The organism is Pandoraea pneumonica (assembly GCF_049918595.1).
GTDB lineage: Bacteria > Pseudomonadota > Gammaproteobacteria > Burkholderiales > Burkholderiaceae > Pandoraea > Pandoraea pneumonica_A.
This window is the reverse complement of record NZ_JBNCRZ010000002.1, coordinates 598,929-612,421: the sequence shown is the minus strand read 5'-3', so window position 1 is coordinate 612,421 and position 13,493 is coordinate 598,929. Positions and strand designations below refer to the sequence as shown.

General features: G+C 64.5%; 11 protein-coding genes. 5 read left to right on the top strand and 6 right to left on the bottom strand.

Annotated features, from left to right (window positions below; all coding sequences use genetic code 11):
- Positions 1-5: 5 nt before the first annotated feature.
- Positions 6-659 (top strand): dihydrofolate reductase family protein, encoded by a 654-nt coding sequence (locus tag ACPWR9_RS09315; RefSeq protein WP_426297220.1) that lies wholly within the window; start codon positions 6-8, stop codon positions 657-659.
- A 79-nt stretch (positions 660-738) separates the two neighbouring features.
- On the opposite strand, the gene ACPWR9_RS09310 is transcribed toward ACPWR9_RS09315, so the two are convergent.
- On the bottom strand, positions 739-2,268 hold the full coding sequence (locus tag ACPWR9_RS09310) for an ATP-binding response regulator (RefSeq protein ID WP_426297221.1): 1,530 nt from the start codon (positions 2,266-2,268) through the stop codon (positions 739-741).
- Positions 2,269-2,539: 271 nt separating this feature from the next.
- Between ACPWR9_RS09310 and ACPWR9_RS09305 the strand changes: the two genes are divergently transcribed.
- Positions 2,540-4,183, top strand: a complete 1,644-nt coding sequence (locus ACPWR9_RS09305; protein ID WP_426297222.1) for a methyl-accepting chemotaxis protein — start codon at positions 2,540-2,542, stop codon at positions 4,181-4,183.
- 65 nt (positions 4,184-4,248) lie between these two features.
- Here ACPWR9_RS09305 and ACPWR9_RS09300 read toward each other — a convergent pair whose 3' ends face one another.
- Positions 4,249-4,542 (bottom strand): acylphosphatase, encoded by a 294-nt coding sequence (locus ACPWR9_RS09300; RefSeq protein WP_426297223.1) that lies wholly within the window; start codon positions 4,540-4,542, stop codon positions 4,249-4,251.
- A 97-nt stretch (positions 4,543-4,639) separates the two neighbouring features.
- Positions 4,640-7,285, bottom strand: coding sequence for a PepSY domain-containing protein (locus tag ACPWR9_RS09295; protein ID WP_426297224.1), 2,646 nt, complete (start codon positions 7,283-7,285; stop codon positions 4,640-4,642).
- 445 nt (positions 7,286-7,730) lie between these two features.
- Here ACPWR9_RS09295 and otsB point away from each other — a divergent pair, with 445 nt between their 5' ends.
- The 3 genes from otsB to ACPWR9_RS09280 all read left to right on the top strand — a co-directional run bounded on the left by otsB (position 7,731) and on the right by ACPWR9_RS09280 (position 10,834).
- On the top strand, positions 7,731-8,528 hold the full coding sequence (otsB, locus tag ACPWR9_RS09290; RefSeq protein WP_426297225.1) for a trehalose-phosphatase: 798 nt from the start codon (positions 7,731-7,733) through the stop codon (positions 8,526-8,528).
- Positions 8,525-9,964 (top strand): alpha,alpha-trehalose-phosphate synthase (UDP-forming), encoded by a 1,440-nt coding sequence (gene otsA, locus ACPWR9_RS09285; RefSeq protein WP_426297226.1) that lies wholly within the window; start codon positions 8,525-8,527, stop codon positions 9,962-9,964. Before otsB ends, otsA begins: the two co-directional genes overlap by 4 nt.
- Before the next feature lie 66 nt (positions 9,965-10,030).
- Positions 10,031-10,834, top strand: coding sequence for a crotonase/enoyl-CoA hydratase family protein (locus ACPWR9_RS09280; RefSeq protein WP_426297227.1), 804 nt, complete (start codon positions 10,031-10,033; stop codon positions 10,832-10,834).
- A gap of 13 nt (positions 10,835-10,847) precedes the next feature.
- On the opposite strand, the gene ACPWR9_RS09275 is transcribed toward ACPWR9_RS09280, so the two are convergent.
- The 3 genes from ACPWR9_RS09275 to holB form a co-directional block, all read right to left on the bottom strand.
- Positions 10,848-11,522, bottom strand: a complete 675-nt coding sequence (locus tag ACPWR9_RS09275) for an ankyrin repeat domain-containing protein (RefSeq protein ID WP_426297228.1) — start codon at positions 11,520-11,522, stop codon at positions 10,848-10,850.
- Positions 11,523-11,602: 80 nt separating this feature from the next.
- Positions 11,603-12,385 carry a TatD family hydrolase gene (locus ACPWR9_RS09270; RefSeq protein ID WP_426297229.1) on the bottom strand — a complete coding sequence of 261 codons (783 nt, stop codon included), beginning with the start codon at positions 12,383-12,385 and terminating at the stop codon, positions 11,603-11,605.
- A gap of 28 nt (positions 12,386-12,413) precedes the next feature.
- On the bottom strand, positions 12,414-13,454 hold the full coding sequence (holB, locus tag ACPWR9_RS09265) for a DNA polymerase III subunit delta' (protein ID WP_426297230.1): 1,041 nt from the start codon (positions 13,452-13,454) through the stop codon (positions 12,414-12,416).
- Between the last annotated feature and the right edge of the window lie 39 nt (positions 13,455-13,493).

The following is a 13,493-nucleotide window of genomic DNA, read 5'->3' as shown; positions in this document are numbered from 1 at the left end:
AACAGATGACACGCGTTCGCGTCAATGGCTACACCCTCTCGCTTGACGGCTACGGGGCAGGACCGGATCAGGACATCAACCACCCGCTCGGCATCGGCGGGACGGACTTGCACCAATGGCTCGTGCCGACACGCACCTTCCAGAAGTCGCTGTTCGGCAAGGACACCGGCACCACGGGCGTCGACGACGATTTCGCCGCCCGCAGCTTCGAGAACGTCGGGGCGTGGATTCTCGGCAGGAACATGTTTGGCCCGATTCGCGGCGACTGGCCCGACGACCAATGGAAAGGCTGGTGGGGCGACACGCCGCCGTATCACGTGCCCGTCTTCGTCTTGACGCATTACGCGCGTCCCGACCTCACGATGAACGGTGGCACGACGTTCCACTTCGTCACCGGCGGCATCCATGAGGCACTCGACCGTGCGCGCGAAGCCGCCGCCGGCAAAGACGTCAGAATTGGCGGCGGCGCCGCGACGATCCGCCAGTTTCTTCGCGAAGGACTGATCGACGAACTGCACATCGCCATTTCCCCGATCCTGCTCGGTCGTGGCGAGCCGCTATTCGAAGGGATCGACGTGCGGGCGCTGGGATACGAGTGCGTTGAATTCGTCCCGACGGAAAAGGCCTCGCACATGGTGCTGCGACGCCGCGGGGCGTAGCGCACCTGATGGCTTGCTGGCAGCACCGTCAGCACCCTCACCGTCGCAACGCATGTCATTGTGCTCAAAACCGATGCCCTTACGGCTTCGCGCGGCTAGCCGCCAGTTTTGCAGCGAGCGCCGCACAGCGCCTCAGCAATTCAGGATCGCCGAACATGCGGCACGCCCCCTGCATCCGGTGCAGCAACAACTGCGCTGCGTCGAGATCGCCATCGCGGCGTCGCCTCAGCAGACGCCGAAAGCTGGCCAGATCGTTTGCCATTTCGCTGCGCATGATGCGCCGGGCTTGGGCGTCGTCGCGCAGCGGCTGACTGACTTTGTGCCGCCCTTCCAATGCAGGAGCGGCATCGCTGCGCGGCGAGTCGTCACTTAGCGGCGAGCCGTCAAACTGAGGCCAACGCGCTGAGAGCACTTGCCGAAGCCGCTCCCCCGACACTGGCTTCGTCAGCACGGCATCGATGCCAGCGTCTCGCGCCAAGCGCGCGTCGATCACCGAGCCGGTGACGGCGATGACGACCGGTACCTGCCGATGCTGCGCCGCCGCCAACTGCCGTAATGCCTCCGCAAGCTCAAGTCCGCTCGCCTGTCCGAGCTGCACGTCGGTCAGCACCACCTCGATGTCGCACGATGCCCAACGGGTGAGCGCCTCGGCTACGTCCGCTGCGCCGTGCGGTGCGCAACCCAGTGCCGCAAGCTGATCGCACAGCACGCGTCGGTTTATCGGATGATCGTCCACCACCAACACCTTCAACCCATGGCGCACGGCGACGGACACCACCGACGCTGCTTGCGCTGGCCGCGCCGACGCTTCGTCCGCATGAACCAGCGGGCTGCAAGACGGCGAAGGCCCGCAGTGCAAGCGCGGCATGAGGGAAAGAGGCAGCGATAGACGGAAATGCGCCCCTTTCACTGGCGACTCTGCCACCAGCACACCCCCCATGCGATCTGCCCAACGGCGCGCGATCCACAACCCCAGCCCCGTGCCCGCCGTATCCTGATTCGCGCGAAAAAACGCGCGAAAAATAGCGTCGCGCGCTCCCGCAGGAATGCCAGGCCCCGTGTCGGTCACCCGGAGGGTCAAGCGCGCCTGCGATGCCCGCCACGAAACGCGCACGTGAATCTCGCCTGCCATCGTGTACTTGAGCGCGTTGGCGAGCAGTGTGCGCAAAATTTGGCGCAGCCGTGTGGCATCGCCGTGCAACATGACAGGCACCTCGTCGTCGATATCGCAGTGCAGCACTAAGCCCTTGGTGCGAGCGGCCGCAGCAAAAAGTGCGAGCTCCCCATCGACGCTCGAGCGCACCTCAAACGGTGCCTCGACCAAGGGCATATGCGCCCCTTCCTGCTGCCCCAGATACAGCACGTCGTCCACGACCCGCGTCAGCACACCCAGCGCCTCTCGCATGTTGTCGACGTGCGCACGATGAACCGCGCCCGCCAAGACGTCCAGTTGCCCTTGCAGCACCTGTAACGGCGCCCGCAATTCGTGAACCAACGCCAAACGAAACGTATCGACGGCGTCTTCGCCCAGTTCACCCATTCCGCCCATTCCGCCCCCTTCGTCGCAACCACGGTCGAACGCTTCATCGGGGAGATTCTCGAGAGTCATCGCATGAAGACGCCTCATCGCGCTCGTGAGCGCTTCGGCGTACTGATAAACGGAAACAGCCCCGAGTCTGGCGTCTGGCGAGGGTTTTGCGGCTGCGCAAATTCCGATCTTTTTTGCGCCCAAGGGCGCTTTCGGATTCCCCCGGCCGAAAACGCTCAAGTTCCCCGTCTCATCTGCCGATAATCCCTATGACCCGCCTTGTTCGAAGCATCCGGCGGGGGAGGCCGCGTGCTCACACACCGCGACCCGGGCACACATTCCATCGATAAATATGTATAAGAACATGACGATTCGGACCAGCCTGACACTGGTTCTTGGTTTGCTTGGTGCAGTTCTCGTCCTCGTTAGCGTGCTCGGGCTTCAAGCGCTGAGCTCCAGCAACGAGTCCCTGAGCAAGATGGCCACGGACGATACCCCCGCCCTGGCCGAGCTCAAAGGTACGGGCGAACAAATGCTTCGTACCCGGCTCTCGATGGCGACCTTCGCCTCGTATGTCAGCCTCGGTGCCGACCCCGACGAATCGGAAAAGGTGCTCAAGCGCGGCAATCAATACATCGCCGCGTCCGATGCGCTTTGGAAGGATTATCTGAATCGTCCCAAGGACGATCCGCGAGAAGCGGAGCTGGCCAAAACCGCCGACGTGAAGCGCCGCGCCTTCTTCGAAAATGTCATCACCCCCGCGATGAATGCGCTGAAACAGGGCGACGTGGCAGGCTTCCACCAGATTCAGGCGCGTGTCGCCCCGGCGGCATACAACGCTGTCGACACCGCCATGCGCGAGTTGCAAGACATTCAGATCGCGCGTCAGAAAGACCGCTTCGAAGCCGCGCAGCAACGCTACAACATCATGCGCATTGCCCTCGGTGTCACGCTGGCCATCGCGCTGCTGGTGGCGCTGTGGGGCCGCGCCATGCTTGCCCGCGCCGTGCTGCGTCCGATTCGCGAAGCCATCGGGCACTTCGAACGCATGGCCGCAGGCGATCTGAGCCAACGCGTGGAGCAGCGCACGAATAACGAAATGGGCCAGTTGTTCGGCGCGCTCGGTCGCATGCGCGACGGCATCGCCGGCACCGTTGGCACCGTGCGCGAGAGCACCGAAGCCATTCACGGCAGCGCCCGCGAAATTGCGGACGGCAACGCCGATCTGTCGGCACGCACCGAGTCGCAAGCCTCGTCGCTGGAACAAACCGCCGCCAGCATGGAGCAGCTCACTGCCGTGGTGAAGCAAAACGCCGAGAACGCGCGCGCAGCGAGCCAATTGGCCGTGACGGCCTCCGACACCGCCTCGCGCGGCGGCGAGGTCGTGCAGGAAGTCGTGACGACGATGCGCGACATCTCCGAAGCCTCGCAAAAGGTCAACGACATCCTCACCGTCATCGACGGCATCGCGTTCCAAACGAACATCCTGGCCCTGAACGCCGCCGTCGAAGCCGCACGCGCTGGGGAACAAGGCCGTGGTTTTGCCGTGGTCGCAGGCGAAGTGCGCACGCTCGCGCAGCGCAGCGCGGCAGCAGCCAAGGAAATCAAGGGATTGATCGACGCATCGGGCAGCCGCGTCGAGGCAGGCACGCGTCTGGTCGAGCGCGCAGGCGCCACGATGATCGAGGTCGTGCAGTCGGTCAAACGCGTGACCGACATCATGGGCGAGATTTCCGCGGCCAGCGTCGAGCAGTCCAGCGGTATCGAGCAAGTCAACGGCGCCGTCACCCAGATGGACGAGATGACGCAGCAGAACGCGGCGCTCGTGGAAGAAGCGTCGGCCGCCGCCGCCGCGCTGGAATCGCAAGCCGCTCGCCTGCGCGAGTCAGTCGCGCTGTTCCGGTTGTCGTCCTACGATTCGGGCCACGCATCGGCAGGCACGGCGCTCGCCGTGTCGGCAGTGCCATCGCACGGGGGGTTGGCGCTGGCGGCTTGAGCGGCAAATCACAGTCGCTAGCCAGTCAAAAGGGGCGGCCATTCGGTCGCCCCTTTCGCTTTACCTCACACGCTCGCGCGCTGTTCGAACCCTTTGAGCGGCGCGTCCTGCATTTCGGCGACCCACGCCTTATCCACTTCGCAAGATGTGACTTGCGCCCCCGGCGGGCCTTGCCGCATCCATTCGCAGAACGCGAGCAACTGATCGGCGCTGCCTTGTGCAATGGCTTCGACGGTGCCGTCGCGCCGGTTACGCACCCAGCCGCTCACGCCGAGCCTGCGCGCCGCGACCACGCACGAGGCGCGGTAACCGACGCCTTGCACCACCCCATGCACGATGATTTGCCACGTTGTCGTCATTCCCCCTCCCGCAAGTCCTGCAAGGCCGGTTGTCATGGAAAAAGGGCCTGATAGCAATCAGGCCCTTGCAACAAATTAGCACACTGCGCGTGAACGCTTAATAGATGTCGCGGCGATAGCGTCCCTGCGCGGACAGGTCGAGCAGCACATCCACGCCGACCGCCTCGGCGAGCGCGGCATCGACAGCGGGGGCCATCCCGGCCAGGCTGCCGCAGACGTAGAGCGACGCGCCCTGCTGCACCCATTCGGCGATGTCCGACGCCGCCTCACGCACACGATCTTGCACATAAATGCGTGTGGCCTGATCGCGCGAGTACACACGGTCGAGCCGGGCAATGCCGCCCTGCGCCTGCCACTCACGCAACGTGGCGTCGTGGAAGGCGTCGTGGGCCGCTTGCCGCTCACCGAAAATCAGCCAGTTGCGTCGATGCCCCAGCGCAATGCGCTCCGACAAGTGCGCACGCAACCCCGCCAGTCCGGTGCCGTTGCCAATGAGAATCACGCCGCGGTCGTCCTGCGGACCATGGAAGCCAGGATTCGGTCGAACGCGCATCGTCACCGCCTCGCCCAGCGCCACGCCATCGGTCAGCCAACCGGAGCCGAGACCGAGCGAGCCATCCGGGTTACGTGTTTGTCGCACCAGCAGAGCCAGCTTTCCCTCCGCGGGGGTCGAAGCAATCGAATACTCGCGCTCCGGCAACGTCGCCAGCGGTTCGAGCCACGCCTGCAAGTCCACACCGGCAGGCGGTGCAGCCTCGGGCAGTACGCGCTCGCGCAGCGCCTCGCCCAACGTCGCTTCGCGGCCAGCCACGGTAACGCGAACGTCTGATGCCCAGACACTGCCTTCAAGCCACGCGTCGATATGTGCCTGCGTGTGACGCGGCAGCACTTCGACCAGATCGCCTGCGACCCACGTGGCGCCCGCAGGCGGCGTGAATGCGACGTGATAAGCGGGCAAGCCTGTGCTGCCCGGATTGAGCAGCGTGCGCTCGGCCAGTTGCCACGACTGGAAGACCGGTGCATTGCCTGCACCGTCGGGTTTGACGGTGGCCAGCGGCCGCCCCAGCCATTCGCCCAGACGCTCCTGCCAACGCGCCCATGCGCCCGGGTCGCCCCGGTCGACTTCGATCGGCTCGAACGCCGCCACACCGCCTTGCGCGCGCAGCCAGCCGTCGAGCTTACGCCCGAAGCCGCAGAACGTGTCGTAGTGACTGTCTCCGAGCGAGAGCACCGCGAAACGCAGCGTCGGCAACGCCATCGCCTGATTCATCAATTGCTGCGCGAAACGGCGCGCGCTGTCGGGCGGCTCACCGTCGCCGAAGGTACTGACGATGAAGAGCGCCCGCTTTGCCGTGCCCAGTTGGGCTTCGCCAATGCGTGCGAGCGGCTGAATTTGCGCAGGCACGCCCGCGCCCTGCAACATCCCGGCGGTCTGCCATGCGAGCCCTTCCGCCACACCGCTCTGGCTGGCGAACCCGATCAGCACGCCCTCATCGGCCAGCGGTCCGGCGGCGGGCGACTTGCCCGGCTTGCCCGGCTTGCCGCTCATACCACTCGTGGCCACCGCAGGCCGCGTGGCGGCCAGTGCCCGCTTCTTCTTGCGGCGATCGAGGTAGAGCATCCAGCCCGTAACGAAGAACACCGGCATCATCAGGCTCGAGAGCATCATCACGACGATGCCCACCGGCCCGAAGAAGCTCCCCCGGTGCAGCGCATAAATGCTCGTCATCAACTGGCCGCCGACCGTCTTTTGTCCGTAGCGCTCGACGTTGCTGACCTTACCCGTCGCGGCATCCACGTCCAGACGGCTGAACGCGCGCTCATGCGGCACGGTGTCGTCGAGCCACGTCATCTGAAGCGGGCCGCCCGGCTTTTGTGCGGGGCGCAAATACACCTTGGTGTAGTTCGGCACTTCGGCCTTGAAGGCGTCCCACGCGACATTCACATCGGTGTCGCCCAGATTCGGCAACGCAGGCTTCTTATGTTCGCTGCCTTCGGCACCGCCCCGCTTCTGCCCGCCCTCGCCCTTCGCCATCTTCGGCGCTTGCGCGGGTTTGTTGCGTACAGGCTGCTGCACCCCAGCGATGGAAAACAGCATGCCGCGCCACCAGTCGTACGACCAGTAGAGGCCGGTGGTGGCCGAGAGCAGATATGGCACCAGCACGACCGTGCCGATCACTGCATGCAAATTCCAGAGGAACGGCCGGCCCTTCTTCTTGAAGTCGATATGGAACCAGGCGCGCCAGTTGCCAATGCGACGCGGCCAGCGCAGATACAAGCCACTCAATGCCAACAGGAACAGCAGCAACGTGGCCGCCCCCGTGATCTGCTTGCCGATACCTTCCACCGTGAGGAAACGGTGGATATCCATGATGAAGCGGAACACGACATCGGCTTTCGAGCGCCCCAGCATCTCGCCGGTGTACGGATCGACGAAATAGGTCTCGCCGCGGGGGCCGTCGCCCGTGGACAGGCGCACACCGACCGCATCTTCCGGCGTGCGTACCACCGTCATGAGCAAGATCCGGCGATCGGGCACGGCGTCGTGCACGCGCGCGACCAATTCCGGCACTGGCAGGCGGCCACTATCGCGCACAGGCACGGTCATCACGCCCGAGCTGAACGCTCGCGTGAGTTCGTCATCGTAAGAGAGAAGCGCGCCGGTCAGGCCGACCACCGCCAGCACCAGCCCGGCGGTAATGCCGAAAAACCAGTGCAGTTGAAACCACAGTCTTTTCATCATTGTGTTGTCCGGCGCAACTCTGGGCGCCTTTGGGCGGCACACGCGGAAGTCTCGGGCATTGCGGGGGCTGAGCGCCGCAACCCCGTCACGCGCCGTGCCGGTGTGCCATGCCGCAATTCCCGTGAAGACGCTTTGCGGCAATGTCGAATGTTATTGCAAACGATTCTCAATTTCAATCTTTACCTCGGGCGCCGGTATTTCAGGTCCTGTCAGCGCCCTGTCAGCGATATCCCACAAGAATTTCATAGAACGGACGACGCCCTGTCGGTTTTTGAACGGTTAGGATGAATTTATCCCGCGCGGAAGTTCGCGCTCCCGCCCCACCGAACCGCCGTCTCGTCGTACCCCTCCCTTCCCCTGCGCCAACGCCTGTGTGTTTGGCCCTGAGTTTGGCCCCGCGCCTGGATCTGGATTCGACCTTTCGGCACGACAGCGACGGAGTGCCATGGAACAACCTACGTTAGCCCCGCCCGCCACCACGCCCGCCGACACTTGCGTCGTCGACGTGAACACCACGGCCTTCTTCTTCGATCTGGATGGCACGTTGGCCCCGCTGGCTGCGCGGCCCGACGCCGTCAAGCTGCCGCGCGACACCGCCAGCGTGCTCGCCCGCCTCAAAGAGCGCACCCAGGGCGCATTGGCGGTGGTCTCCGGGCGCCGGATCGACGATATCGACGGCCTGCTCGCCCCCTTACACGTACCTGCCGCTGGCCTGCACGGTGCCGAAATCCGCTATGCCAACGGCGACCTTCAGCGCGCGGACGGCGTGGCCCACGACACCGCCCGTATCGCCGCCATGGTCGCGCCGCTGCGCGCACTGGTCGACCAGCATCCGGGCCTGCTGCTGGAGAACAAGGGCAGCGCGCTGGCGTTGCACTATCGCGGTGCACCGGAGTTGGCGGGCGTCGCGCGCGACACCATGCGCGCACTGGCCGAACTCCATGCCGACACCTTTGCCTTGCAGCCCGGCAAGCTGGTCTTCGAACTGCGCCCTCGCAATGTCAGCAAGGGCCGCGCCATTTCTCTTCTCATGCAGACCCCGCCGTTTGCCGGTCGCACGCCGCTATTCGCGGGCGACGACCTGACCGACGAAGCCGGGTTTGCCGATGTCAATGCGCATGGCGGTATCACCATCAAGATTGGCGAAGGCGAGACCTGCGCCCGTCACCGCCTGCCGTCCCCCGAGGCGCTCACAGCCTGGCTGTTGACACTGCGCCCGCCCTCACAGGAGAAAGCCGTATGAGTCGCTTAGTCATCGTGTCGAACCGGGTCGCCCCGATCACCGAGGGCAAGCCCACCGCTGGCGGGCTCGCCATCGGCGTGTTCGACGCGCTCAAGAACACCGGCGGTATGTGGTTCGGATGGAATGGCGAGATCGATGCGGAACCGGCCTCGGCCCCGAGCATCGCGCACCGCAACAACGTCACGTTCGCCACCGTGCCGCTCACGCGCCGCGATTACAACACCTACTATCGCGGCTTCTCCAATGCCACCCTCTGGCCGACATTCCACTATCGCGACGACCTCACGCGGTTCCAGCGCGACGACTACAACGGCTATCGCCATGTCAATGCGCGCTTTGCCGCGTTGCTCGCGCCGCTGCTGCGGCCTGACGACTTGATTTGGGTGCACGACTATCACCTGCTGCCCTTTGCGCAGGCTTGTCGACATATCGGCATCAAGCAACGTCTCGGGTTCTTTCTGCATATCCCGTTTCCGTCGCCGCAAGTGCTGATGACCGTGCCGCCGCACGAGGCGCTTGTGCGTGCAATGTGCGAGTACGACCTCGTCGGCTTTCAAACCGAGCACGACCGCACGGCCTTCACCGACTATCTGGTGCGTTATGCGGGCGGCACTTTGCATGACGACGGCGTGGCCAGCGCATATGGCCGCACGTTCCGCACGGGGGTGTATCCGATCGGCGTGTATCCCGATGAAATTCAGCAACAGGCGACGGCACGTGCGACGGTCAAGCACATCCTCGATTTGAAGCAAGGCTTGCAGGAGCGCAAGCTCATCATGAGCGTGGATCGGCTGGATTACTCGAAGGGGATGCTTGAGCGCTTTCGCGCGTTCGAACGCCTGCTCGAGCTTTGGCCGAACCAGCAAGGCACCGTGAGTTTCGTGCAGGTGGCACCGCCTAGCCGCTCGGATGTAGCCGGTTATGGCGAGATCCGGCGTCAGTTGGAAACCGAGGCGGGACACATCAACGGCCGCTTTTCTGACCTAGCCTGGACGCCGTTGCGCTATATCAACAAGCGCTACGATCACGAAGTGCTAATGTCGTTTTTCCGAGCCTCGCAAGTGGGTTACGTCACGCCGCTGCGCGACGGGATGAACCTCGTCGCCAAGGAGTACGTGGCATCGCAAGACCCGGCCGACCCGGGGGTGCTCGTGCTGTCTTGTTTTGCAGGCGCGGCGCAGGAGCTCGACGGTGCGTTGATCGTCAATCCGTACGACATCGACGAAATGGCCGAAGCGTTGCGCTCGGCGCTGAATATGTCGCTCTCGGAGCGTCAGTCGCGCTACGAGGGCATGATGGCCACCCTGCGCGAGCACAACTTGTCGACGTGGCGCGACCGGTTCATGAACGACCTTCGTGAGCCCGCCGCCACTGCCCCACCCGCCCCACCCGCCAAGCCGGCACTGGTGCGCTGCGTTCAACCCGCGGCGGCCTAGCGAAAGCAAAAGCGAAAGCATTTGCGCCGCCCGGCCCGCGCCGGCAACTTCGTCAGGAGGCATGCCATGAGCCAACCTCAGGAGAATCGTGCAACGCCGAGTGTGAGCGTTGAATACGACGGGCCAGTCACGATCATCACGCTTGAGCGCGCCGCACGGCGTAACGCCGTCGACCGCGACATGGCCGCGGCGTTGCGTGACGCCCTGCTCGCGTTCGAGCGCGACGAGAAAGCCAGTGTGGCGGTGCTGTGCGGTAAGGGCTCGACGTTCTGCGCAGGGGCCGACCTCTCGGCGTTCGACGATCCGCAGCGGCGTAATGTTGTCACGCCCGACGGCAGCGGCGACGGCCCCATGGGCCTCACGCGTCGGCATCTCGATAAACCGGTGATCGCCGCCGTCACGGGTCATGCCGTGGCGGGCGGCCTCGAACTGACGTTGTGGTGCGACTTGCGGGTCGCCGACGTTTCCGCAACCTTCGGCGTGTTCTGTCGGCGCTTCGGCGTCCCGCTCATCGACGGCGGGACGGTGCGCTTGCCACGTCTGATCGGCATGAGCCGCGCGCTCGACATGATTTTGACCGGGCGCGCCGTCGGGGCACAGGAGGCGTTCGAGATTGGGCTGGTGAACCGGTTGGTGCCGGAAGGCATGGCACTTCCGGGCGCGATCGCGCTCGCGCATCAGCTTGCCGAGCTGCCGCAGGGGGCATTGCGCGCCGACCGCCGGGCTGCGTATGCGCAGTGGGACTTACCGCTGGAAGATGCGCTGCGCCAGGAAGGCGCAGCGGGTCACGACGTCGTGTTTTCGGAGGGCCTCGAGGGTGCCCGCGCCTTCCTTTCCGGCGCGGGCCGCCACGGGGCGCCGCGAGACTAGGCGTTGCTGACTATCACTTGCCCGCCGGGCGCGCTTGCTGCACTTGCGCCAGACGCTTGCGCAGGCCGTCGGCAATTTCCGTCTGGTTCGACTGATTGGCGAAGTCGATGGCCGTGAGCCCCAACTGGTTCTTCAGGCGCACATCCGCGCCGCCATCGAGCAGCACCTTGCACGTCGTGATGTGACCGCCGCGCGCGGCCATCATCAGCGGCGTGGTGCCGTTGGGCGATTCGGCATCGACATAGGCCGAAGCATCGAGCAGCATCTGCACGATGTCGTCATGCCCACTGGTCGCCGCGTAGTGCAGCGGTGCCCACCCCTTCTTGTTGACTTCCGCTTCCTTGTCGATCATCAGCTTGACCATCGGCGTGAGACCTTGCAGCGACGCAAGCATCAGCGCGTTCTCGCCGGCGGCATTGGTCGCGTCGAGATCCGTCTTGTCGTTGTTGATGAGCAAACGCGCCACATCGACCGACTTCTCGCGCATGGCGATCACCAGCAGCGGATTGCCCTTTTCGTCGCGCGTGTTCGGATCGACGCCGGCCTTGAGCGCTTCGGCCACCGCCTTCGTATCGTTAAATACGACGGCCTTCACGAGTGCCGTATTCGACGTCGCCGCCGTGGCGCATGCCGTCAACCAAAGCACGCTGAGCAACATCCAGGTTCGGATCATCGGGAATTTGCGCATCGGTGGGCTCCTGTCGGTAGACCGTTGAAATTTAGAAAACGGGGGAAAACAATGAGACCGCGCGGCAAACGCCGTCGGTCTCAGTGGGCAGCCGTCGCAAACAGACGGAAGAAGTTCTCCGTCGTCGCCTCGGCGATCTTCTGTACCGGCTCGCCGCGCAAGTCGGCGATGAACTCCGCCACATGTCGCACATAGCCGGGTTGGTTCAGCTTGCCGCGATACGGCACCGGGGCGAGGTATGGCGAATCGGTTTCGATCAGCATGCGCTCAAGCGGCACGCGGCGCGCAACGTCTTGCAAGTCGCGCGCACTTTTGAAGGTGACGATACCCGAGAACGAGATATAGAAGTTCTGGTCGAGCGCGCCTTGCGCCACGTCCCAGCTTTCCGTGAAGCAGTGCATCACGCCCGCCGGTTCGCCCGCATTTTCTTCGCGCATCAGACGCAGCGTGTCGTCGGCGGCCGAGCGCGTGTGGATGATGAGCGGCTTGCCCGTCACGCGCGCGGCGCGAATGTGCGTGCGAAAGCGCTCGCGCTGCCACTCCATGTCTTCGATGGAACGGCCTTCGAGCCGGTAATAGTCGAGCCCGGTCTCGCCAATGGCCACCACCTTCGGTGTAGCCGCCAAGCGCACGAGATCGTCGACGCTGGGCTCGGGCGTGTCCTCGTAGTCGGGATGCACACCCACCGACGCATAAACGTTCTCGTGCTGCGCAGCGATTTCCAGCACTTGCGGCAGCGTGGGCAAATCGACCGAAACGCACAAGGCATGACTGACCTTGTTTTCGCGCATGCGGGCCAGCAGGTCGGGCATTTGCTCGGCCAGCTCGGGGAAATTGATATGACAGTGTGAATCGATAAACATGATGAACGATCGGTGTCCGGTGTCGGGTTCAGAGCGACGCCGGTGCGCCGAACAACTGTTTGTATTGCAGAAAAAGTGCTTCGAGCAGCACGCGCGTGTTGAGCGGGTGATTCTGCACCTGACGCTGCTGGGCCAGTTCGCGAAGGAAGCCGAGCAGGCGTACGTCGTCGGTGGTATCGCCGCATTGGCGCAGCGCCTTGGCGTGGGCTGGGTAGAAGCGGGCTTTGCCGGTCATGCGCTCGGCGAGCACGTCGAAGCACCAGCGTTGCAGCGTTTCCAGAATGCCCGGCAGATTGCCCTTGTGCAGTTGTTCGGCACAAGCGAAGGCATCGACCGCGCCACCCTGCGCCAACTGCCCGAGTAGCCAGTCGCGCCAGCTTCGCTCTTCCGGTTCGGCCAGCGTGCGGGCGGCCAGCGGCGCGCCCCCGGCTTCGGCCAGCACCGCGGCGGCTGTCGCGGCATCGAGACCGGCTTCGCCCATCAGCCATTGCGTCGATTGCTTGTCGTCGGGGCGCGTAAGCACCACGCGACGGCAACGCGACAGAATCGTCGGCAACAGGCGGTCGGGTTGCGTGGTCACCAGCAGGAAGACGACGCCTTCCGGCGGTTCTTCCAGGGTTTTGAGCAGCGCGTTGGCGGCATGCACGTTCAGCGCTTCCGCCGGATACAACAGCACGACGCGACGCCCCTGTCGATGTGAGCCGAGACTCGCGAAGTCAATGACCTCGCGCACTTGCTCGATCTTGATTTCCTTGCTGGGCGTCTTGGTCTTCTTGTCGGTATCGGCTTCGGCACGCGTATCGCCGCCGGGCAGCGTGTCGGCCATGATTTCCGGGCAGATCGCACGAAAATCTGGATGATTGCCGCTGACGAACCACTGGCAGGCGCTGCACGTGCCGCAGGGCGACAGATCGTCGCGCGGCGATTCGCAGAGCAAGCCCTGCGCAAACGTGCGCGCGAGTGCGAGCTCGCCGATGCCAGGCACGGCCTGCAACAGCAGCGCGTGCGGCATCTGGCTGCGCAGGTCGTTAAGGCGTGTCCAGTCCTGCGACTGCCACGGATACAGCATGGGGACTCCTTGGCCTGAAAGTGCGCCGAAACGCATGGA

Coding starts and splice junctions, on each gene's coding strand:
- ACPWR9_RS09315 (WP_426297220.1), top strand. CDS start 6: ATGACACGCGTTCGCGTCAATGGCTACACCCTCTCGCTTGACGGCTAC.
- ACPWR9_RS09310 (WP_426297221.1), bottom strand. CDS start 2,268: ATGACTCTCGAGAATCTCCCCGATGAAGCGTTCGACCGTGGTTGCGAC.
- ACPWR9_RS09305 (WP_426297222.1), top strand. CDS start 2,540: ATGTATAAGAACATGACGATTCGGACCAGCCTGACACTGGTTCTTGGT.
- ACPWR9_RS09300 (WP_426297223.1), bottom strand. CDS start 4,542: ATGACGACAACGTGGCAAATCATCGTGCATGGGGTGGTGCAAGGCGTC.
- ACPWR9_RS09295 (WP_426297224.1), bottom strand. CDS start 7,285: ATGATGAAAAGACTGTGGTTTCAACTGCACTGGTTTTTCGGCATTACC.
- otsB (WP_426297225.1), top strand. CDS start 7,731: ATGGAACAACCTACGTTAGCCCCGCCCGCCACCACGCCCGCCGACACT.
- otsA (WP_426297226.1), top strand. CDS start 8,525: ATGAGTCGCTTAGTCATCGTGTCGAACCGGGTCGCCCCGATCACCGAG.
- ACPWR9_RS09280 (WP_426297227.1), top strand. CDS start 10,031: ATGAGCCAACCTCAGGAGAATCGTGCAACGCCGAGTGTGAGCGTTGAA.
- ACPWR9_RS09275 (WP_426297228.1), bottom strand. CDS start 11,522: ATGCGCAAATTCCCGATGATCCGAACCTGGATGTTGCTCAGCGTGCTT.
- ACPWR9_RS09270 (WP_426297229.1), bottom strand. CDS start 12,385: ATGTTTATCGATTCACACTGTCATATCAATTTCCCCGAGCTGGCCGAG.
- holB (WP_426297230.1), bottom strand. CDS start 13,454: ATGCTGTATCCGTGGCAGTCGCAGGACTGGACACGCCTTAACGACCTG.